Annotated in this window: 16 protein-coding genes and 1 pseudogene; 9 read left to right on the top strand and 8 right to left on the bottom strand. The window is 68.7% G+C overall.

Features of this window, described 5'->3' with window-relative positions; translation table 11 throughout:
* Positions 1-6: 6 nt before the first annotated feature.
* The 3 genes from AC1Q6V_RS15225 to AC1Q6V_RS15215 all read right to left on the bottom strand — a co-directional run bounded on the left by AC1Q6V_RS15225 (position 7) and on the right by AC1Q6V_RS15215 (position 5,409).
* Positions 7-1,194: a lipid-transfer protein gene (locus tag AC1Q6V_RS15225; protein ID WP_010808909.1), complete on the bottom strand. Its 1,188-nt coding sequence runs from the start codon at positions 1,192-1,194 to the stop codon at positions 7-9.
* A 38-nt stretch (positions 1,195-1,232) separates the two neighbouring features.
* Positions 1,233-2,372 (bottom strand): acyl-CoA dehydrogenase family protein, encoded by a 1,140-nt coding sequence (locus AC1Q6V_RS15220; RefSeq protein WP_010808908.1) that lies wholly within the window; start codon positions 2,370-2,372, stop codon positions 1,233-1,235.
* 193 nt (positions 2,373-2,565) lie between these two features.
* On the bottom strand, positions 2,566-5,409 hold the full coding sequence (locus tag AC1Q6V_RS15215; RefSeq protein ID WP_492294416.1) for a winged helix-turn-helix domain-containing protein: 2,844 nt from the start codon (positions 5,407-5,409) through the stop codon (positions 2,566-2,568).
* Between the two features lie 230 nt (positions 5,410-5,639).
* On the opposite strand from AC1Q6V_RS15215, the gene AC1Q6V_RS15210 reads away from it, so the two are divergent.
* Positions 5,640-5,906 (top strand): helix-turn-helix domain-containing protein, encoded by a 267-nt coding sequence (locus tag AC1Q6V_RS15210; RefSeq protein ID WP_371258352.1) that lies wholly within the window; start codon positions 5,640-5,642, stop codon positions 5,904-5,906.
* A gap of 30 nt (positions 5,907-5,936) precedes the next feature.
* On the opposite strand, the gene AC1Q6V_RS15205 is transcribed toward AC1Q6V_RS15210, so the two are convergent.
* The 5 genes and pseudogenes from AC1Q6V_RS15205 to AC1Q6V_RS15185 form a co-directional block, all read right to left on the bottom strand.
* Complete coding sequence (locus AC1Q6V_RS15205) at positions 5,937-6,905, bottom strand: Bug family tripartite tricarboxylate transporter substrate binding protein (RefSeq protein ID WP_454751085.1); 969 nt, start codon at positions 6,903-6,905, stop codon at positions 5,937-5,939.
* A gap of 254 nt (positions 6,906-7,159) precedes the next feature.
* A pseudogene (locus AC1Q6V_RS15200) lies at positions 7,160-7,351 on the bottom strand (CoA transferase); the annotation flags it as partial.
* Between the two features lie 31 nt (positions 7,352-7,382).
* On the bottom strand, positions 7,383-9,122 hold the full coding sequence (locus AC1Q6V_RS15195) for a long-chain fatty acid--CoA ligase (RefSeq protein ID WP_454751093.1): 1,740 nt from the start codon (positions 9,120-9,122) through the stop codon (positions 7,383-7,385).
* Between the two features lie 65 nt (positions 9,123-9,187).
* Positions 9,188-9,586 (bottom strand): Zn-ribbon domain-containing OB-fold protein, encoded by a 399-nt coding sequence (locus AC1Q6V_RS15190; protein ID WP_010813146.1) that lies wholly within the window; start codon positions 9,584-9,586, stop codon positions 9,188-9,190.
* A gap of 17 nt (positions 9,587-9,603) precedes the next feature.
* Positions 9,604-10,770, bottom strand: a complete 1,167-nt coding sequence (locus AC1Q6V_RS15185) for a thiolase family protein (protein ID WP_010813145.1) — start codon at positions 10,768-10,770, stop codon at positions 9,604-9,606.
* Positions 10,771-11,316: 546 nt separating this feature from the next.
* Between AC1Q6V_RS15185 and AC1Q6V_RS15180 the strand changes: the two genes are divergently transcribed.
* The 8 genes from AC1Q6V_RS15180 (at position 11,317) to AC1Q6V_RS15145 (ending at position 20,291) form a co-directional block, all read left to right on the top strand.
* Entirely contained in the window at positions 11,317-12,108 is a 792-nt protein-coding gene (locus AC1Q6V_RS15180; RefSeq protein ID WP_439668703.1) for a GntR family transcriptional regulator, read from the top strand.
* A 449-nt stretch (positions 12,109-12,557) separates the two neighbouring features.
* Positions 12,558-13,316 carry an IclR family transcriptional regulator gene (locus tag AC1Q6V_RS15175; protein ID WP_010813142.1) on the top strand — a complete coding sequence of 253 codons (759 nt, stop codon included), beginning with the start codon at positions 12,558-12,560 and terminating at the stop codon, positions 13,314-13,316.
* 188 nt (positions 13,317-13,504) lie between these two features.
* Positions 13,505-15,130, top strand: coding sequence for an ABC transporter substrate-binding protein (locus AC1Q6V_RS15170; RefSeq protein ID WP_058696875.1), 1,626 nt, complete (start codon positions 13,505-13,507; stop codon positions 15,128-15,130).
* Between the two features lie 33 nt (positions 15,131-15,163).
* Entirely contained in the window at positions 15,164-16,135 is a 972-nt protein-coding gene (locus AC1Q6V_RS15165) for an ABC transporter permease (protein WP_058696874.1), read from the top strand.
* Between the two features lie 51 nt (positions 16,136-16,186).
* On the top strand, positions 16,187-17,158 hold the full coding sequence (locus tag AC1Q6V_RS15160; protein WP_058696873.1) for an ABC transporter permease: 972 nt from the start codon (positions 16,187-16,189) through the stop codon (positions 17,156-17,158).
* A gap of 10 nt (positions 17,159-17,168) precedes the next feature.
* On the top strand, positions 17,169-18,131 hold the full coding sequence (locus AC1Q6V_RS15155; protein WP_439668707.1) for an ABC transporter ATP-binding protein: 963 nt from the start codon (positions 17,169-17,171) through the stop codon (positions 18,129-18,131).
* Positions 18,128-19,087, top strand: a complete 960-nt coding sequence (locus AC1Q6V_RS15150; protein WP_011614990.1) for an ABC transporter ATP-binding protein — start codon at positions 18,128-18,130, stop codon at positions 19,085-19,087. The genes AC1Q6V_RS15155 and AC1Q6V_RS15150 overlap by 4 nt, the downstream gene beginning before the upstream one ends.
* 166 nt (positions 19,088-19,253) lie before the next feature.
* Positions 19,254-20,291, top strand: a complete 1,038-nt coding sequence (locus AC1Q6V_RS15145; RefSeq protein WP_454751087.1) for a porin — start codon at positions 19,254-19,256, stop codon at positions 20,289-20,291.

Raw genomic sequence — 20,291 nt, 5'->3', positions numbered from 1 at the left:
GTGTGCTCAGGCGTGCTTCTGGTACAGCGTGACCACGCAGGCGCCGCCCAGGCCGAGGTTGTGCGTCAGGGCCAGGCGTGCGCCTTCCACCTGGCGCTGGTCGGCGGTGCCGCGCAGCTGCTGGACCATCTCGTAGCATTGCGCCAGGCCGGTGGCGCCCAGCGGATGGCCCTTGGACAGCAGGCCGCCTGACGGGTTGACCACCCACTTGCCGCCGTAGGTGTTGTCGCCGTCGTTGACCAGCTTCTCGGCGCCGCCTTCCGGGCACAGGCCGAGGCCTTCATAGGTCAGCAGCTCGTTCTGCGCGAAGCAGTCGTGCAGCTCGATCACGTCGAGGTCCTGCGGGCCGACGCCGGCCTGCTCATACACCTGCTGCGAGCCTTCGCGCGTCATGCCGAAGCCGACCACGCGGATCATGTCGCGTGCGTCGTAGGTGCTGGGGCGGTCGGTGGTCAGCGACTGGCCGGCGATCAGCACGTCGGTCTTCAGGCCCTTCCTGCGCGCGAATTCCTCCGACACCACGATGGCGGCAGCGGCGCCGCAGGTTGGCGGGCAGGCCATCAGGCGCGTGAGCACGCCTTCCCACAGCGCCGGCGCGGCCAGCACGTCCTCGGTGGTCAGCACGTTGCGGAATACGGCCAGCGGGTTGTTGGCGGCGTGGCGGCTGGCCTTGGCGCGGATCCTGGCGAAGGTTTCCAGCCTGGTGCCGTACTTTTCCATATGGGCCTTGCCGGCGCCGGAGAACTGGCGGATGGCATTGGGCAGGTCCTTGCGGTCGACCAGTTCGTCCACCAGGCCGATGGCGCGCTCAAGCGCCGGGGCGCGGTCGTCCCAGCGCGACTTCAGCGCGCCGGGCTGCATGAACTCGAAGCCGACCGCGAGCGCGCAGTCCACCGCGCCGCTCTGCACCGCCTGGCGCGCCAGGAACAGCGCCGACGAGCCGGTGGCGCAGTTGTTGTTCACGTTGATGACGGGGATGCCGGTCATGCCGACCTGGTACAGCGCCTTCTGGCCGCAGGTCGAGTCGCCATACACGTAGCCGGCGTAGGCCTGCTGTACGTCCTCATAGCCAAGGCCGGCGTCTTCCAGCGCCTGGCGCACGGCGGTTGCGCCCATCACGTCATAGGTGTCGCTGCTGCCCGGCTTCTTGAACGGGATCATGCCGGCGCCGGCGACGAAAACCTTGCGAGTCATAGGTGTGCTCCGATGATTGTTTGTCTTGGGGTCAGTGCTTACAGCTTGCGCGCGATCAGATCGCGCATCACTTCGCTGGTGCCGCCGTAGATGCGGGTCACGCGCATGTCGGCAAAGGCGCGCGCCACCGGGTACTCCATCATGTAGCCGTAGCCGCCGTGCAGCTGCACCATCTGGTCCAGCGCGGTGCCCAGCACTTCGGTCGCATGAAGCTTGGCGATGGCCGCTTCTTCCAGCGTCAGGCGGCGGCGGATGTGCTCGCCGAGGTAGTGGTCGACCAGCAGCCGCACCGAGATCGCCTGCGTCTTGATGTCGGCCAGCTTGAACTTGGTGTTCTGGAAGTCCCAGACGGTCTGGCTGAAGGCCTTGCGGTCCTTGACGTAGGCCAGCGTGTGTTCCAGGCAGACCTCCAGCTTGGCGGCGGCGCTGACCGCGATCGACAGGCGCTCCTGCGGCAGTTCGGCCATCAGGTAGGCAAAGCCCTTGCCTTCCTCGCCCAGCAGGTTGGCCACCGGCACGCGCACGTTGTCGAAGAACAGCTCGGCGGTGTCCTGCGCGTGCTGGCCGACCTTGTCCAGCTTGCGGCCGCGGCGGAAGCCCTCGCGCTCGGCTTCGACCACGATCAGGCTGACGCCGCGCGCGCCGGCGGTCGGGTCGGTCTTGCAGACCATGATGATCAGGTCGGCGTTCAGGCCGTTGCTGATGAAGGTCTTGCTGCCGTTGATCACGTACTCGTCGCCATCGCGGGTGGCAGTGGTGCGGATCGCCTTGAGGTCGCTGCCGGTGCCGGGCTCGGTCATGCCGATGGCGAGGATGTATTCGCCGGAGCAGACCTTGGGAAGCCAGCGCTGCTTCTGTTCCTCGTTGCCGATGCGGGCGATATACGGCGCGATGATGTCGGAGTGCACGCCGAAGCCGACCCCGCTCAGGCCGGCGCGGGCATACTCTTCGGCATAGATGGCGGAGTGGCCGAAGTCGCCGCCGCCGCCGCCGTACTCGGTCGGCAGCGTCACGCACAGCAGGCCTTCGCGGCCGGCCTTGAGCCAGGTCTCTCGGTCGACCTTGCCGGCCTTGTCCCATTCGGCTTGCCTGGGCAGGCATTCGCGTTCGAGGAAGCGGCGCACGGTGGTGCGGAACATCTCGTGGTCGTCACGATAGATGCTGCGGTTGATTTCCATTGAGTACTCCGGATGTCGGTCTGCGGAAGGTTGCCTCAGCCCAGCAATGCGGCCGTTGGTATGGCGCTAAGGTACCGGGGAGGAGGGGGCCGCGAACACCACCCGCGTCAGGTGGCCGGAGACAGCAAAGGGGCGGCCGCGCATGGGTTGCGCGGCGTTGGGGAAGGGGGAGGGAGAGGGGGCGGTTGCGCCGTCAGTGCGGCGCGTCAGGCGGCGCCTGGTCCAGCTCGCGGTCGCGGGCGCGGGCCACGGCCTCGTCGCGGCTGCTCACGCCCAGCTTGCGGAAGATGTTGCGCAAGTGCCATTTCACCGTCTCCGGCGACAGGCCCAGGGTGCGCGCAATCTTCTTGTTGGGCAGGGCCTGGCCGAGCAGGCGCACGACATCGGCTTCGCGGTCGCTCAGTTCCTCGAGGCGCGCGTCGGCCCGGGCCGGGTTGCCGGCGGGCGCGGCAGCCGCGGCCGCGCCGCCCGCTGCGCCGGCTTGCGCGGCGCGCGGCGGCACGGTGGCCTGCAGGCGTTCGACATAGAAGGCCAGCACCGGGTCCAGCGTGGTGTCCGCGGCCACGCGCACGATCTGGCCGAGCGCGCCGGGGCAGGCATCGATCACGCTGCGCATCAGCCCGAGCCGGTGGCCGCGGCGCAAGCCTTCCAGCACATGCGTGCGTGCCGCCTCGGCGTCGCCGCGGCGCGATGCCACCACGGCCGCCAGCATGTGCATCTGCGCCACGTGGCGTTGCCAGCCGCGCGCCTCGCAGTACGCGATCAGCGCTGCGGTGCGGGCCTCGGCCCCGCGCATGTCGTCATGCGCCAGGCTGAACAGCAGGTGGGCGCGCTCGGTCACCATGTGGATGGCGTCCAGCGAGCCGCGCGGCGCGTTGCGATGGCGTGCGGCAATGGCATCCAGGCGCGCCAGCGCGGCCTCGGCGGCGGCAATGTCGCCGCTGGCCAGGTGCAGCCGGATCTGGTTGGCCAGGCTCTGCGCGACCAGCCGGTCCAGGCGCAGTTGGGTGCCGTAGTCTTCCAGCCGCTCCAGTTGCACGAAGGCATCGAGCCGGTGGCCACAGATCCAGTGCGCGGCTGCCAGCACGGTGTGCACCCGCAGCACCGAGTCCGGGATCGAGACCCGCTCGAGCACGTCGACGCGGTCCTCCAGCAGCCGGCGTGCAGCCTCCAGGTCGTTCTGCTCGTACAGCGCCTCGCCCAGCAGGGCCGCGGCAAAGTACTCCGGCTCGGCGCCGCCGTGGCCCGCTTGCTCGACTTCGCGCAGCACGTCGCGGGCGACGCGCTCGGCCTGGATCATGTTGCCTTCCAGCGCATGGCTGAAGCCGATCATGCAGCGCCCGTTGAGCATGCCGCTGGCGGTGCCCAGCAGCGGCACGCCGTCGATCACCAGCGGCGCTGCCTCGGTCTGGATGCGGCGGGCGCGCTCGTAGTCGCCCAGGTGCATGTAGAGCCACGACAGCAGGTTGTTGCGCGAGCCGATAAACAGCGCCGGCATGTCGGCGGGCACGTTCTCGATCTGCGGCAGCAGCGCCAGCGCGCCCTGGCTGTCGTCTTGCAGCAGCACCAGGGAAAAGCGCAGCAGCGCGAGCCGGTAGCGCAGCGAGGCGTCGCCCGGCGGGATGTCGGCCTCGAGCCGGTCCGCGGCCGCGGCGCACGCGTCCAGCTCGCGCGAGAACATCTGCGTGCGCAGCGCCAGCAGGCGCAGTTCGGGGCGCGCCTGCACCTGGTAGGCGGGGATGGCGCGCAGCAGCCCGAGCGCCTTGCGCACCTCGCCGCGCATGATCAGGGTGTCGGCATAGCGCTGCACCAGGTCGGCGGCGGTGTCGGCGTCGCCGGCCAGCACCGCATGGCGCACGGCCTCTTCCAGCATGCGATGGTCGCGGAACCAGCGCCAGGCCGCCGCGTGCACGGCGCGCTGCTGGGCCTCGCTGCGCGAGCGGAAGCGCTGGGCCAGGGTTTCGCGCAGCAGCGGATGCAGCCGGTACCAGGATTCGCGCTCGGGGCCCTGCGCCGGGGTGATGAAGAGGTTCTCCTGTTCCAGCCGCGCCAGCAGCGCCAGGATCTCGCCTTCGCCCAGCGCCTGCTCGCCCAGGGCCTCGCACAGCGACGCGGTAAAGCGTTCGCACGCGGCGGCGCGCACCAGCAGCTCGGCTTCGTCCGGCGCCAGGCGCGACAGCACCTCGCGTTCGAAATATTCTGCGAAGGCGCCGGCATCCTGCACGCTGGCCTGCACGAAGCCGGTGGCAAAGGTGAGGCCGCTGGCGTTGGCCTTCTTGCGCTTCCAGTGCGCGGCAAAGAGCTGCAGGCCGGCCACCCAGCCGTCGGTCAGCTCGTGCAGCATGCGCGCATCGCGCGGGCTGATGTCGCCCAGCTGGGCGCGCAGGAAATGCTGCGATTCAGCCAGCGTGAAGCGCAGGTCGCGCTGGTCCAGCTCCAGCAGCATGCCCTGGTCGCGCAGGCGCCCGAGCGACAGCGGCAGCGCCACGCGCGAGGCCAGCACCACATGGAAATTGGCCGGGGCATAGTCGAGCAGCCACTGCAGCGGCTCCAGCACGCGCGCCGTCAGGTGGTGCACGTCGTCGAGCACCAGGGTCACGTCGCGCGGGTGGGCGGCAATGCCGCGCACCAGCGCGATGATGGCGCGCTCGACGGCTTCGTCGTCGGTGCCGCGGTCGGCCAGGACCATGGCTTCGCGCGTCAGCGCGGGGCTGACCTCGGACAGGCAGCCGAGCAGGCGGTCGAGCCAGCGCTGGCGCTCGTTGTCGGCCGGCTCCAGCGTCAGCGCGGCCATGTCGAAGCCGAGCGCGAGCAGGTCCAGCCGCCACGCGGTCAGCAGCGCGGTCTTGCCGTAGCCGGCCGGGCCCTGCAGCACGATGCAGCGCCGGCGCCGTGCCTCGGTCAACTGCACCAGCAGGCGCTCGCGCGCGACCACGCGCGCCGCGCTGCGCAGCGACGCCGGCCGGGACGGCTGCGAGACTGGCGCGGCGGGCTGGCTACGGGGAGCGGCTGGCGGATTGGCTGGCGTCTGGGGCATGGGCGAGGCAGGACGGTGCAGGTGAGATGCGGAGGAAATGCGGGTGGGGCAGCGCGATGCCGGGCACAGGCGGCACGTTGTCGCGATTGTACTGGCAGACGCGGCGCGGCGGCCAAGCCACGCCTGGCCGGCTGTCCGCGTGGCCCGGGTGAGACGCGCGCAGCACCCGCAGGCCACCAGCAACAGGTGGGGGAGGGTTTGCCGGGTGCCCGGTCACAAGGCGTCGCCTTATATCTGCTGGCCAGTGGTGCGCGCGTGGCCTGTTCCTGGAGCCAACCCCGCCCGATCCGGACGAGGTTGCCGATGGGGGCGGGCGCGAGCGCGAGATCCTCGCGCTGCTTGAGCAGTCGATGTCGAACAAGCGCATTGCGCTGGTGCTCAACCTGAGCGTCGACACCGTCAAGTGGAACCTGCGCCAGATCTACGCCAAGCTCAATGTGTCGCGCCGCTACGATGCGATCCTGGTGGCGCGCAGCGCGTTGCAGCGGCCGGGCTGACCGCACTGGCCACCCGGCTGCGCGCTTGCCTTATTCCGCGGTGGCGCCGCTGGCCTTGATCATCTGGGCGACCACGGGCTCGGTCGCGTCGAATTCGCGCCGGAACTCCGCCGGCGAGTTGCCCACCGGATCCATGGCCAGTGCCTCGAGCCGCGCGCGCATGGTCGGCGACTGGACCGACGCCCGCGCTTCCGCTTCCAGCCGCGACAGCACCGCCGCCGGCGTGCCGGAGCGCGCGAACAGGCCAAGCCAGGCGGGCGAGCGCAGTTCCTGCTCCTTCAGCCCGGCCTCGGCCATGGTCGGTACGTCGGGCAGCTCCTTGATGCGCTTGTCGCCCATCACGGCGAGGGCGGTAAGCCGGCCGCTCTTGATATGCGGGCCGAGCGTGCTCATCGAGCCGATCGCCCAGGCGATATTGCCGGCGATCATGTCCTGCGCCATTGGCGCCTCACCCTTGTAGGCCACATGCGCCATGTCCAGGCCGCGCACCTGGTTCAGGTGCGCGCCGACAAGGTGCGGGAAGGTGCCGACGCCATAGGAGCCGTAGCTGACCTTGCCCTTGTTCTTCGCGGCCCAGTCGAGGAACTGCTGTATGTTCTTTACCGGCACGTCCCGGTTCACGGCCAGCACGATCTTGGCGATGCAGAGTTCGGTGACAAAGGCCAGGTCCCGGTGCACGTCATACGGCACGTTGCGGTACAGGTGCGGCGTGTTGATCAGCGGCGAGGAGTGGGTGAGCAGGATGGTGTAGCCGTCCGGCGCGCTGCGCGTGATGGCCTGCACCGCGATCACGCCCGCGCCGCCGGGCTTGTTGTCGACGATGATGGTTTGCCCGAGACGCTTGCCCATGTCCTCGGCCAGTGCGCGCGCCACGGTGTCGGTGGCGCCGCCGGGCGGGCCCGGGACAACAACGGTGATGGGACGCGACGGGTAGCTCTGGGCACCGCAGGCGGCGCTCCACGCCATCGCTGCCATCGCGATCAGGGACTTCATGCGCATGATGTGATACCTCGGGAAGGGGGGTAGGAGACTGCGCAGCAAGAAGGGCTGCATGTGGGAAGTTATAGGATGCCCGGCACCTTGCATGCCCCCCATATCGGCTGGGCGGGATTGCCCTAGGTGGCGGTGCCACGCAGCGGGGCAGCCATGAAAAGAATGCTCCGGCACGGGGCCGGAGCAAAACACGCGGCCGGACGATGCCGGCCAGGTGGACATTGAGTTGTGCGGCGCGGCGCCTGCCGCGCGTGTGCGCCTTAGCGCTCTGCCATCAGTCCCAGGCCCTGTGCCTGCAGCTGTGCCACGCCATCGGCATCGAAGCCCCAGTCGCGCAGCGCGGCGGCGCCATGCTCGCCGCGCGCCGGCGCGGGGCCGGAGATCTCGGAAGGCGTGCCGAGGAATCGCGGCGCCGGTGCCGGCTGCACCACGCCCGCGACTTCGACGAAGCTCGGCGCGCCGTTTTGTCTGCGGAGCAGGACACTAGGCCTTGCGGTTCGGCAACGGAGCTCCCTGCATCTCCTGCTCCTGCAGTTCGCGCCACGCGATCTTGCCGGTGGCGGAGCGCGGCAGGCGTTCGACAAACTGCACGATGCGCGGCGCCTTGTAGGTCGCCATGCTGGTGCGGCACCACGCCAGCAACTCTTCCTCGGAAACGCCGGCGCCGTCACGCCGCACGATCACCGCCTTCACGGTCTCGCCCCGGTGCGGATCGCGCGCGGCGATCACGCAGGCTTCGAGGATGGCAGGGTGGGTATGCAGGATCGCTTCCACCTCGGCCGGCCACACCTTGTAGCCCGAGGCGTTGACCATGCGCTTGAGGCGGTCGCGCATGACGAAGTAGCCGTCGGCATCGACGCTGGCAAGGTCGCCGGTACGGAAGAAGCGCTTGCCGTCGATCGTGATAAAGCTCTCGGCATTGGCCGCGGGCTGGTTCCAGTAGCCCAGCATCACCTGCGCGCCGTGCACCACGATCTCGCCGACCTCGCCGCGCGGCACTTCGGTCAGCGTGGCGGGATCGATGACGCGCGCATCGACGCCGTAGGTCGGCACGCCCAGGTGCCCGGAGCGCGCTGCGGCAAGCGGGTTGGCGATGATGAACGAGGCAGTCTCGGTCAGGCCGTAGCCTTCGACAAACTGCAGTCCGTAGCGCTCCTTCATCAGCCGCGCGGTACTGTCGGGCACCGCCGCGCCGCCCCCGACCACGCAGGCCAGGCTGCTCAGGTCGAATGACTCGATACCTGGCTGCGCGAAGAACTCCACCAGCATCGGCGGCGGCGCAGCCCAGAACGTGACGCGATGGCGCGCCACCAGCTGCGCCACGGTGCGCCGATCCCAGCGCGGCAGCAGCACGATGGTGCCGCCCATGTAGACCGGCGCGTTGACGCCGTTCTGCAGCCCGAGCAGGTGGAACATCGGCGCCACTGCCAGGAAGGTGGATTCGGCGTGCGAGCGCCGCCACAGCTGCGAGCCCGCCACCGACACCATCACCGTGCGGTGCGTGTGCATGCAGGCCTTGGGCGCCCCGGTGGTGCCCGAGGTGTAGGGCAGCATGCACAGGTCGTCCAGGCCTGCGGAGCGCGGCGATGGCGTGGAGCCGGCGGCCATGGCCTGCTGCCAGTGGACCGCGCCGGCCGGCAACGCCGCGCCGGACGAGCGCTGCTGCACCCAGTCCGGAATCGAGAGTCCGTCGTCGGGCTGCGCGGGCAGGGCATCGCCATAGTGATGCACGATCACGTGGCGCAGCGGCGTGGTGCCGACCAGCGGCGCCACCTGGCCGACCAGCTCGCTTGCGGCAAACGCGGCCACCGCGCCGCTGTCGGTGACGATATGGCGCAGCTCGTCTTCCAGCAGCATGGCGTTGGCCGGCACCACCACGGCATCGGCGCGCAGGATCGCGTGGTAGGCCACGATGAACTGCGGGCTGTTCTGGCTGAGCAGCACCACGCGGTCGCCGCGGCGCACGCCGCATGCCTGCTGCAGGTAGCCGGCCATGCGCTCCACCTGCGCCAGCAGTTCGGCATAGGTGGTGGCGCCGTGGTAGAACTGGACCGCGACCTTGTCGGGGAAGCGCCGGGCCGAGATCTCAAGGTTCTCCGCCAGGGTGGTGTGCGGCATATGGAAGACGCGCGGCACGTCGCCGAGCGCCACTGCGGCGTCCACCGCAAGCGGACCCGCGGGGACGGCGGTGACGCCTGCATCGGGCAGATAGTTGTGGGTCATGGTTGTCTTTACTGTCATGTTGCAGTTGCCGTCAGAGCGCGGTATCGCCCATCCAGCAGCCGGCCTCAGGCCAGCGTGAACGTCGGTACCGGTGCGCCGCCATCGCTGGGCGAGAACTTCACCTGTACCTTCTGTCCGATCCGCACCGTGTCGAGGTCGCAGTCGACGATATGGGTCATCATGGTCACGCCTTCGTCCAGCTTCACGTAGGCGATGCAGAACGGATTGGGGCCGGCGCGGCGCGTCACGCTGAAGCTGTAGATGGTGCCGCGGCCGCTGGCTGGCTTCCATGAGGTGGTGCCCATGCAGAACGGGCACAGCACGCGCGGATACCAGTGAGGCTTGCCGCAGTCGTCGCAGACCTTGACCAGCAATTGCCCTTCGCGCGCGGCCTGCCAGAAGGGAAGGTTGTCGGGCTGCTCGTCCGGTGCCTTGTAGGCAAAGGGGGTATGTGGGGTCGTCATGTCATTGCTCCCGCGCATTATTCACGTTCAAGGATCAGGGTGGCGCTGCCGTGGCGCGAGCCCAGGTAGCCGCCGGTGCCTTGCGCCAGCGCCAGGTCGCAGTTGGCGACCTGCACCGCCGGGTGGGCTTCGCCGCGCAGCTGGCGCACGGCCTCGATGACCTTGGTGATGCCGCCGCGGTTGGCCGGGTGGTTGTTGCACAGGCCGCCGCCGTCGGTGTTGAAGGGCAGCTTGCCGACGCCCGAGATCAGGTTGCCGTCGGCGACGAACCTGCCGCCTTCGCCTTTCTTGCAGAAGCCCAGGTCTTCCAGCTGCATCAGCACGGTGATGGTGAAGCTGTCGTAGATCGACGCGTACTTGATGTCGGCCGGCGTGACGCCCGCCTCGGAAAATGCCGTCGCGCCCGAGAAGCGCGCGCCGGACCAGCTCAGGTCGACTTCGCCACCGAGCTGGCCCTTGATGTACTCGCCGGCGCCGCGGATCTTCACCTTGGGCCGTTTCAGCGTGGCGGCGATTTCCGGGCGCGCCACGATCAGTGCGCCGCCGCCGTCCGATACCACGCAGCAGTCGAGCTTGTGCAGCGGATCGGAAATCATCGGCGAGTTCAGCACGTCTTCGACCGTGACCACGTCGCGCAGCATGGCATGGGGGTTGTGCTGCGCGTGGTGCGACGCGGCCACCTTGACCCAGGCGAACTGCTCGGCAGTGGTACCGTACTCGTGCATATGGCGCATGGCCGCCATCGCGTACAGGTTGACTGTGACCGGGCTGAAGGGGCTCTCGAACGGCGCGTCGGGCAGGTTGGCGCCCCAGTTGCGCGCCTGCGTGCCGCTGGAGCCTTCCGAGCGCGGGCGCCCCGCCAGCGTGATCAGGGCCACGTTGCACTTGCCGGCCGCGATGGCCTGCGCCGCATGCGAGACATGGACCAGGTAGGCGGAGCCGCCGGTGTCGGTGGAGTCGACATGGCGCACCTTGAGACCGAGATAGTCGACCATGTTGACCGCGCCCAGCCCCGGCGCATCGCCGGCGCAGAAGTAGCCGTCCACGTCGGCCAGCGTCAGGCCAGCGTCCTGCAGCGCGCCCTTGGCGCTTTCAGCGTGCAGCTGCGCCACCGACTTATCCGGTGCCTTGCGGGTCGGGTGCTCATAGGCCCCGACGATATAGGCCTTGCCCTTGATGCTCATCTTTTCTCCTCTGGTGCGTCAAATGGTGCTACGCATGGAATTGCAGGGGTTTCCGGGCCGAACGGCACCCTGCCGCCGAGGCACTGTGCGATCTCTTCCTTGGTGCGCACCCTGCTGAAAGACTCGATGGCGTCGAACACCTGCTGCGCATTGCGCACGCGCCCGGCCGTTCGTCGGTCAGTTTTTGCACGTTGCGCTCATTTGGTCGATCCCTGCGACGTCCGGCATGCGGCTTTATGTACGTACATAGTAAGAGATCAGCGCGGTTCGGTGGCAAGTCAAGGCGCCGGCCCACCCGTATCGGGTGGGTGAATTTCTGCCAAGATTTCCTGGATATCCCGATCATTGACATAGCTTGATCCGCCCTCCACTATGTACGGACATAGTCACGGCGGGAGACGAGGTCTTGCGCCAGCATGACGGTGCCGGCCGAAGCGGACCGGCGCTTCTTCGAGGCCTGAGCGGCGCGGCTCCGGGTGCCGCTGCCGCTTGTCTTAGAATGCGCGGACCCATTTTTCATGCATCGGCCCGGGACATCTCATTGCCATGCGCAACCAACTGAACGACAAGCGTGCGGAAGCACCGGCGGCGCCGGGGGCAACCGCCTCGACCCGCTATGCCGAGCTGGCCAGCACCCTGGTCCGGGATATCGTCGAGGGCCGCCGCGTGGTCGGCAGCCTGCTGCCGACCGAGCATGATCTCGCCGAGCAGCATGGCGTCAGCCGCCATACCGTGCGCGCGGCACTCAAGCTGCTGCAGGACTGGGGCTATATCTCGCGCAAGAAGGCGGTGGGGACCATCGTCGAGAGCGCCAACCCGGACGCGTCGTACATCCAGTCGTTCGGCACCGCCGAAGACCTGGTGCTGGTGGCAGCCACCGAGATCCGCAGTATCGAGGCGGTGCACAGCGTCACGCTGGACCGCGCCGAGGCCCGCCTGCTGGAGGCGCCGATTGGCAGCGAATGGCTGCGTTTTTCCGGCACGCGGGTCGATGCGCGCAAGGGCAGCACGCCGGTGGCGCGCGCCGACATCTACATCGACGCCTCGCTGGCGCACCTGGCGGATACCATCCGCAACAACCCCAGGCTATTGGTCAGCGCGCTGATCGAGCGCGATTGCGGCGTGGCCATTGCCGAGATCCGGCAGGTGATTCACGGCGTGCTGATCGATGCGCGGCTGGCAGCGGTGTTGGGCGCCGAGCCGGGCTCGGCCGGCCTGCGGCTGATCCGCCATTACAAGGACGCGCAGGGCAGGATCCTTGAGATCACCGACACGATCTATCCGGCGGACCGGGTGACGGTGGCGTTCCAGCTCAAGCGCAGCCGGGTGCAGCTGTAACGGCTGCATCCCGGCGCAGCGAAGGAGACAAGGATGAAGGCTGCTGTCCTCTACGAGGCCAAGACCCCGTTCGTCATCGAAGACGTTGTCATCGGCAAGCCCGGCCCGCGTAAGTGCGGTGCCGGCCGCGGAAGATGGTGACGACTTGGTCGGGCTGTTGCTGCAGCGAGCGGTGCAGGGCTCTGGTCAGGTACAAGGTTGTCTGCGTCAATCTCTAATCTGTGCATGAGGTGCTGCGAGTACTGCCGATCATAAGCCGGGCTTTGCATTCGAAAATTCCAGATAGTGGGGTTCGCAGGTGGTGCCCCCTCGCCGGAGACTCTGCCTGATTCATCTTCCTTCGGGGCGCTTCTGCGTCGCCTGTCTGTGTGACGCAGTGCATACCGAATGCTCGCGGCGACCGCTACAATCCGCGATGGGACATTTACGAACATGGCGAAGAAGGATCGATGACCTACATCGTTGAAGCGGTGGACGAAGCCTTGGGCTTGCTGATGCTGGTGGCCGAGCACCCATCGCTGGGCGTGACCGAACTGGCGCGGCGGGCCGGGCTGACCAAGGCGCGCGCGTTCCGCCTGCTGACCACGCTGGAGCACCGCGGCCTGATCGCGCGCGAGTCGCCGGCAGCGGTCTACAAGCTCAGCTACAACGCGCTGCTGGTGGGCAATGCCGCGCGCGAGCAGTTCGACCTGGTCAAGCTGGTGGCGCCGCGGCTGGCGGCGATCGGCGCGGCCTGCGGCGAGAACGTGATCGTGCGCGTGCGCGACGGGCTGGAGTCGGTGTGTGTGGCGCGGCATGAGTCGACCCAATCGGTGCGCGTGCATACCGAGATCGGCAACCGCCGGCCGCTGCATGTGGGGGCCTCCGGCAAGCTGCTGCTTGCCTACGCTGCGCCCGAGGTGCTGGACGCCGTGCTGGCGCACCAGCTGGAACGTTTCACCGCCAAGACCATCATCGAGCCGCAGTCCCTGCGCGACGAGCTTGCGGCGATCCGCGCCGCGGGCTATGCGGTGTCGCTTGGCGAGCGCGATGCCGATGCTGTCTCTGCCGCCGCGCCGCTGCGCGATCACAGCGGCGCGGCAGTGGCGTCGCTGAGCATTGCCAGCCCGGCCAGCCGGACCACGCAGGAGGCGCTGGACCGGCATGTGGCGATGGTGGTGGCGGAGGCCGCCGCGCTGTCACGCGCGCTCGGGCATACCGGCGGCTGAACCCGGCTGGGCGCGGCAGGACCGCGCAAATTCCCGATATCTCAAAAGCGGCGCTTCGGCGCCGCTTTTCTTTGGTCGCGCGAATCACAGGGGTAAACCCTGCTTTTCGACAACGGCTTCGATGTCTTATTCTTCGATACACGGTATCACTGAATGAAACATTGTTTCGATAAACGAACCAGATCCCCATGTCTTACCTTGCTGTCCACCTGGCGTCACGTATCGCCGCTGCCCTGGCTGCCTTCGCGCTGCTCGCGGCCGGCCACGCCGCGCATGCCGCCGACCTGCGCATCGGCTACAAGGCCGAGATCAGCGCCGCCGATCCCCATGTGCTGGACGCCGCCGGCCGCAACCTGTGGGGCCACGTGTACGAGACCCTGGTCGGCCTGGACAATGCGCTGCGCCCGGTGCCCCAGCTGGCCACGGCATGGCGCCAGCTGGACGACCGCAACTGGGAATTCCAGCTGCGCCCGGGCGTGCGTTTCAGCAACGGTGAGCCATTCACCGCCGAGGATGCACGCTATTCGATCGAGCGCGCCATGAAGCTGCCGGGGGCGCGCACCTTCCGCACTTACCTGAAGTCGGTTGCAGCGGTAGAGGTGACGGGGCCGCTGACGCTGCGCGTGCGCACGCGCTCGCCCAATCCGGTGCTGCCGCAGAACATCGGCATGGTGGCGATGCTGCCGCGCTCGCTCGGCAAGGCCGTGCGCGAGGCCGACTTTGCCCATGGCAGTGCCAGCATCGGCACCGGCCCATACAAGCTGGTGGCCTGGGAGCACGGCCAGCAGCTGACGCTGGCGCGCAATCCGGGCTACTGGGGCGGACCGCAGCCGTGGCAGCGGGTGGTGTTCCAGTTCATCCCGAAGGAGCCGGCGCGGGCCTCGGCGCTGCTGTCGGGGCTGGTGGATGTGATCGACGCCTCGTCGGCCAGCATCGCCGAAGCCTTTGCGCGCACCAACGGCCGCATCCGCACCGTATCGGCGACCTCGTACATGCTGAACTACCTGCAGCTGGACCAGGCGCGCGCGGTGTCGCCTTATGTGCAGGACAACGCCGGCCAGCCGCTGGCGGCCAATCCGTTGCGCGATGCCCGGGTGCGCCAGGCCATCAGCCTGGCCATCGACCGCGACCTGATCGCGGCGCGCGTGACCAGGGGCGATTCCGTGCCGGCCGGGCAGATGGTGCCGCAGGGTTTCTTCGGCTTTGCCCCCAACGTGCCGGCGCCGCGTGCCGATGCCGCGCGGGTGCGCCGCCTGCTGGCCGAGGCTGGCTATCCCGAGGGCTTCCGCCTGACGCTGCATTGCCCCAACGACCGCTATCTGAACGACGCCAAGACCTGCGAGGCGGTGGGGCAGATGCTGACCCGCGCCGGCATCCGCACCGAGGTGCGCACGCTGCCGTATTCGGTCTATATCACCCGCGCCACCTCGGGCGGCGACGGCGGCAAGCCGGAATTCAGCGTCTTCCTGCTCGGCATCGGCGCGGTCAGCGGCGATTCGCTGGAGCCGCTGGTGGCGGTGGCGCATGCGCAGGACAAGGCCGCCGGGCTGGGCGCCAACAACCGCAGCGGCTATGCCAACGCGGCAGTGGATGCGCTGATCGAGGAATCGATGCATACCATGGCGCCGGCGCCGCGCGACCAGGCGCAGCAGCGCGCGGCCGAGAAGCTGGCCGCCGACGCGGGCATCGTGCCGCTGCATCACCTGCGCGCCGCGTGGGCCTATCGCGACGGGCTCGCGGTGCAGCCGCGCAGCGACGGCTTCACCTATGCCAGCAATATCCGCCCGGCGCCGCCCGCCGCCCCGCAACGCTGACCCGCGCCACGGACTATCCCGCCTTTAATCATCATGTTCGAAACCCTTCTCAAACGGCTGCTGCAGAGCCTTGCGGTGCTGTGGATCATGTCGGTGCTGACCTTCTGCGCGGTCAACCTGATCGGCGACCCGGTGCACCTGCTGGTCAGCCCCACCGCCACCGAGCAGGAAATCACCGAGGCGCGCCACGCGCTCGGCCTGGACCTGCCCATGCCGCAGCAATACCTGCGCTTCCTGCAGGGCGCCCTGCACGGCGACCTGGGCGATTCCTTCATCTATAACCGGCCGGCGATCGAGCTGATCGTCAGCCGCGTGCCGGCCACGCTGGAACTGGCCGTGACGGCGCTGCTGCTGTCGCTGGGCATCGGCATCCCGATGGGTGTGTTTGCGGGCCTCAAGCCGCATAGCCGGCTGGCGCGGATGCTGATGGCGTGCTCGCTCGGCGGCGTGATCATGCCGACCTTCTGGATCGGCATGATCTGCATTCTGGTGTTCTCGGTGAACCTGGGCTGGCTGCCTTCGGGCGGGCGCGGGCCGGTCAGCACGGTGCTGGGCGTGCCGCTGTCGGTGACCAGTTGGGAAGGCATGCGCTTCCTGCTGCTGCCGGCGCTGACGCTGTCGCTGTTCAAGATCTCGCTGGTCGCGCGCCTCACCGAGGCCGGCACGCGCGAAGTGGCCGGTCAGGAGTACATCAGGTTTGCCCGCGCCAAGGGCGTGGGCGGCGCGCGGCTGGTGCTGCGTCATGTCGTTCCCAATGTGCTGATCCCGATCGTCACCGTGGTCGGCCTGGAGTTCGGCCACCTGATCGCGTTCTCGGTGGTGACCGAGTCGGTGTTCTCCTGGCCTGGCATGGGCAAGCTGATCATCGATTCGGTGCTGGCGCTGGACCGTCCGGTGGTGGTGGCCTACCTGCTGGTCACGCTGGTGCTGTTCGTGGTGCTGAACCTGCTGGTCGACCTGCTCTACGTGGTGCTGGACCCGCGCCTGCGGCACAAGCCGGCCTAGATCCCGCCTCCGCTGCCGCTTTTCTCCCTCCAAAAGAACGAGACTGAACCGATGTCCCTGCCTGTATCTGAAGCCGACACTGCCGTGCCCGCGCTTGCGCCGGCCGCGGCGGAACCGGCGCCTGCCGCCGCGCCGCCTGCCGCCGCGCCGCCTGCGGCACGGCCCTCGCTGCTGCGGCGCTTCTGCGCCAACCGCGTCTCCGCCGCCGCGCTGGCACTGCTGGTGGCGCTGCTGCTGGTTGCCGTGCTGGCCCATGTGATCAGCCCGCAGAATCCCTATGACCTCGCCACGGTGTCGGTGATCGACTCCGAACTGCCGCCGGGCAGTGTCGGCTACGAAGGCCGGCCGCATTACTGGCTGGGCACCGACGGCGCCGGGCGCGACCTGCTCAGCGCCATCTTCTATGGCATCCGTATCAGCGTGGGCGTGGGCGTGATCAGCGCGGTGGTGGCGCTGATGGTCGGCAGCGCCGTGGGCCTGGCCGCGGCGTACTTCGGCGGGGTGGCGGATGCCGCCATCATGCGCGTGGTCGACCTGCAGCTGAGCCTGCCCGCGGTGCTGGTGGCGCTGATCCTGCTGGCGGTGCTGGGGCAGGGCGTGGACAAGACCCTTCTGGCGCTGGTGATCGTGCAGTGGGCCTACTTTGCCCGCACCGTGCGCGGCGCGGCTCAGGTGGAGCGGCGCAAGGAATATGTCGAGGCCGCGCTTGGCCAGGGCTTGCCGGCGCTGCGCGTGATGTTCCGCCATATCCTGCCCAACTGCATGGCGCCGCTGGTGGTGACCGGAACGCTGCAGATCGCGCATGCGATCACGCTGGAGGCCACCATGAGCTTCCTCGGCATCGGGCTGCCGCGCACGCAGCCGTCGCTGGGCATGCTGATCGCCAATGGCTTCGAATACATGCTGTCGAACAAGTACTGGATCAGCATCTTCCCGGGCGTGGCCCTGGTGCTGCTGATCGGCTCGATCAACCTGGTGGGCGACCGCCTGCGCCGCGTGCTCAATCCGCGGCTGGAAGGGTAAGGAGCCCGGCATGGCACTACTGGAAGTTACCGGCCTGAGCACCAGCTTCGCGCTCGCGCGCGGGGCCGTGAAGGCGGTGGATGGCGTGTCGTTTGCGCTGGAGCCGGGCGAGATCCTCGGCATCGTCGGCGAGTCAGGCTCGGGCAAGTCGGTGACGGCGTTTTCGCTGATGAACCTGCTGGACCCGCCCGGGCGTGTCACTGGCGGTTCGGTGCGCTTCAAGGGACGGGAGCTGCTGGCGTGTTCGCCGCGCCAGTGGCAGGCGCTGCGCGGCGACCGCATCGCGATGGTGTTCCAGGATCCGATGATGTCGCTCAACCCGGTGATGCGCGTGGGCGACCAGCTGGCCGAGACCGTGCTGGTGCATCACCGCCGCACCCGCGCGCAAGCGCACGCGCAGGCAGTCGACGCGCTCACGCGCGTGGGCATCCCGGCGCCGGAGCAGCGCATGCGCGCCTATCCGCATGAGCTGTCGGGAGGCATGCGCCAGCGCGTGGCAATCGCCAATGCGCTGATCAACCGCCCGGACCTGATCATTGCCGATGAGCCCACCACCGCGCTGGACGTCACCATCCAGGCGCAGATCCTCTACGAGATGAAGCAGCTGGTGCGCGAGACCGGTGCCGCCGCGATCTGGATCAGCCATGACCTGGCCGTGGTCAAGGACCTGGTCGACCGCGTCTGCGTGATGTACGCGGGCAGGGTGGTGGAGCAGGGCCCGGTCGCCGACCTGATTGAGCGGCCGCTGCATCCGTACACGCGCGGGTTGCTGGATTCCCTGCCCACGCCGGCCATGCGCGGCGCAACGCTGCGCGCGATCCCGGGCGCGGCCCCGGCGCTGGCCGCGCTGCCACCGGGCTGCGCCTTTGCGCCGCGCTGCCAGCGCGCGCAGGACGCATGCCGCCAGGCGCCCGCCGAAACCACCGTGCGCGGCCGGACGCTGCGCTGCTTTTATCCCCTGGAGGTGGCATGACAGTCATGCTCGAAGCGCGCAACCTGCAGAAACGCTTCTCCATGAGGCCCGGCCTGCTGGGACGCATGGCCGGCAAGCCAGTGCAGGCGGTGCATGCCGTCAATGATGTCTCGCTGCAGGTGAAGAAGGGCGAGGTGCTGGGTGTGGTCGGCGAGTCCGGCTGCGGCAAGTCCACGCTGGGCCGCATGCTGGCGGGGCTGCTGCCGCAGACGGGCGGCGAGATTGCGTGGGAAGGCAGGCGCGCCGATATCGCGTCCGCCGGCTATCACCGCGCCGTGCAGATGGTGTTCCAGAACCCCTATGCCTCGCTCAACCCGCGGCTGCGCATCGGCCAGGCCATTACCGAAGGCGCGGTCTATCACGGCATGGTCAAGCGTGCGCGCGCGGCGTCGTTCGCCGGCGAACTGCTGCAGCAGGTGGGGCTTGATCCCAGCTACGCCGAGCGCTTTCCGCATGAGTTCTCCGGCGGCCAGCGCCAGCGCGTGGCCATTGCCCGCGCACTGGCGCTGCGCCCGCGCCTGCTGATCTGCGACGAGGCCGTGTCCGCGCTCGACGTCTCGGTGCAGGCGCAGATCATCAACCTGTTCATGCAGCTGCGGCGCGAACACGAACTGACCTATGTCTTCATCAGCCACAACCTGGCGGTGGTGGAGCATATGTCGGACCGCGTGGTGATCATGTACCTGGGCCGCATCGTCGAGAGCGGCGCTGCGCGCGACGTGTTCGGCGCGCCCAACCATCCCTATACCCGTGCCCTGCTGGCCGACGCGCCGCGCCTGGGCGCCAGCCCGCCAGCGCACCAGCCGATCCGCGGCGAACTGCCCAGCCCGCTGGCGCCGCCCACGGGCTGCGCCTTCCATCCGCGCTGCCCGCATGCGAGCGCGCGTTGCGCGGCCGAAGTACCGGTGCTGCGCGATATCGGTGGGCGGCTGTCCGCCTGCCACTTGAATGACTAGATAGCTGCCGCCCGGCCGGCCCACGCTCCCCCCTGTGCATCGATGCCATCCCGCCGCGCGCGCGGCGGGCGGGGAGCTTGCGCGCTGCGCGGACAGACAACGCGGCAGTTGGGATCACCCTATGGGGACTTGTGCGTGGGCACACAACAATAGAGGGAGCAGAAGCATGAAGGGCATCCAGACCAAGAGTGCGCTCGCACGCGCCTGTATCGGCGGCGCGCTGGCGCTGCTGTCGGCCGCGGCCGACGCATCGGTGACGCTGTACGGCCGCCTCGACACCGATATCGAATACCAGAAGGGCCCGGACGGCCGCGCCACGCAGATGGTCGACAACGCCTCGCGCTGGGGCATGCGCGGCAGCGAAGACCTGGGCGGGGGCTTGCGCGCCGCGTTCGGGCTGGAGCAGGGCTTTGCCGCCCACAGCGGCACGGCCACCAACCCGCAGTTCCGCAATGCCTTTGTCGGACTGCAGGGCGGCTTCGGCGCGATCGCGCTGGGGCGGCTGGATTCGGCGACGATCGTGGGTTCGCCGATCTACTCGCAGGTGACGCAGAACATCGACTTCGCCATCCATGATGCGGGCGCCACTGCCATCGGCACCAAGGTGCTGAACGCGCGCAACCGCGTGTCGAACGCGCTGGGCTACGCGACGCCGGAGTTCGGCGGCTTTTCAGTACGGGCGCGCGTGAACCTGGCGGGCCCCGATCCGGCCACTCCCAACGCCAGGTCGCCGGTGCGGGCCGAGGACGACTTCCGCCAGTACGACCTTGGCCTTAACTACGCTGCCGGCAACTTTGCCGCGGGCGTGGGCTATTCGCGCGATGCCAAGGCCGGCGGGCTGGTGGCCAATGATTTCCGCGACAAGGTGCAGGCCGCGGCGTCGTATAACTTTACCGTGGTCAATATCTACGGCATCTACGGGCGCGACCGCTACGCCGGCACTGCCGCCACCCGCACCGACGTGCCTTACTGGCTGGTCGGCTTCACCGTGCCCTATGGCGCCCACAAGCTCACCGTGAACTACATGGAGCGCGCAGTACAGCGCGACCCGCAAGGCAGGCTCAAGAAGGTGCAGGCCGGCTATGGCTACAGCCTGAGCAAACGCACCATGCCCTACGTCTTCTTCGATCGCGAGGATCCCAACTCGCACAAGCCCGGTGACACCGTGACCACGGTCGGCATCGGCATCCAGCACAAATTCTGA

The organism is Cupriavidus sp. GW823-FHT07B10 (assembly GCF_058794355.1).
This window is presented reverse-complemented; position numbering and strand designations above follow the sequence as displayed.

What these genes read in the sequence shown, in the direction of transcription:
- AC1Q6V_RS15225 (WP_010808909.1), bottom strand. Translation starts at nt 1,194, where the DNA reads ATGACTCGCAAGGTTTTCGTCGCCGGCGCCGGCATGATCCCGTTCAAG.
- AC1Q6V_RS15220 (WP_010808908.1), bottom strand. Translation starts at nt 2,372, where the DNA reads ATGGAAATCAACCGCAGCATCTATCGTGACGACCACGAGATGTTCCGC.
- AC1Q6V_RS15215 (WP_492294416.1), bottom strand. Translation starts at nt 5,409, where the DNA reads ATGCCCCAGACGCCAGCCAATCCGCCAGCCGCTCCCCGTAGCCAGCCC.
- AC1Q6V_RS15205 (WP_454751085.1), bottom strand. Translation starts at nt 6,905, where the DNA reads ATGCGCATGAAGTCCCTGATCGCGATGGCAGCGATGGCGTGGAGCGCC.
- AC1Q6V_RS15195 (WP_454751093.1), bottom strand. Translation starts at nt 9,122, where the DNA reads ATGACCCACAACTATCTGCCCGATGCAGGCGTCACCGCCGTCCCCGCG.
- AC1Q6V_RS15190 (WP_010813146.1), bottom strand. Translation starts at nt 9,586, where the DNA reads ATGACGACCCCACATACCCCCTTTGCCTACAAGGCACCGGACGAGCAG.
- AC1Q6V_RS15185 (WP_010813145.1), bottom strand. Translation starts at nt 10,770, where the DNA reads ATGAGCATCAAGGGCAAGGCCTATATCGTCGGGGCCTATGAGCACCCG.
- AC1Q6V_RS15180 (WP_439668703.1), top strand. Translation starts at nt 11,317, where the DNA reads ATGCGCAACCAACTGAACGACAAGCGTGCGGAAGCACCGGCGGCGCCG.
- AC1Q6V_RS15175 (WP_010813142.1), top strand. Translation starts at nt 12,558, where the DNA reads ATGACCTACATCGTTGAAGCGGTGGACGAAGCCTTGGGCTTGCTGATG.
- AC1Q6V_RS15170 (WP_058696875.1), top strand. Translation starts at nt 13,505, where the DNA reads ATGTCTTACCTTGCTGTCCACCTGGCGTCACGTATCGCCGCTGCCCTG.
- AC1Q6V_RS15165 (WP_058696874.1), top strand. Translation starts at nt 15,164, where the DNA reads ATGTTCGAAACCCTTCTCAAACGGCTGCTGCAGAGCCTTGCGGTGCTG.
- AC1Q6V_RS15160 (WP_058696873.1), top strand. Translation starts at nt 16,187, where the DNA reads ATGTCCCTGCCTGTATCTGAAGCCGACACTGCCGTGCCCGCGCTTGCG.
- AC1Q6V_RS15155 (WP_439668707.1), top strand. Translation starts at nt 17,169, where the DNA reads ATGGCACTACTGGAAGTTACCGGCCTGAGCACCAGCTTCGCGCTCGCG.
- AC1Q6V_RS15150 (WP_011614990.1), top strand. Translation starts at nt 18,128, where the DNA reads ATGACAGTCATGCTCGAAGCGCGCAACCTGCAGAAACGCTTCTCCATG.
- AC1Q6V_RS15145 (WP_454751087.1), top strand. Translation starts at nt 19,254, where the DNA reads ATGAAGGGCATCCAGACCAAGAGTGCGCTCGCACGCGCCTGTATCGGC.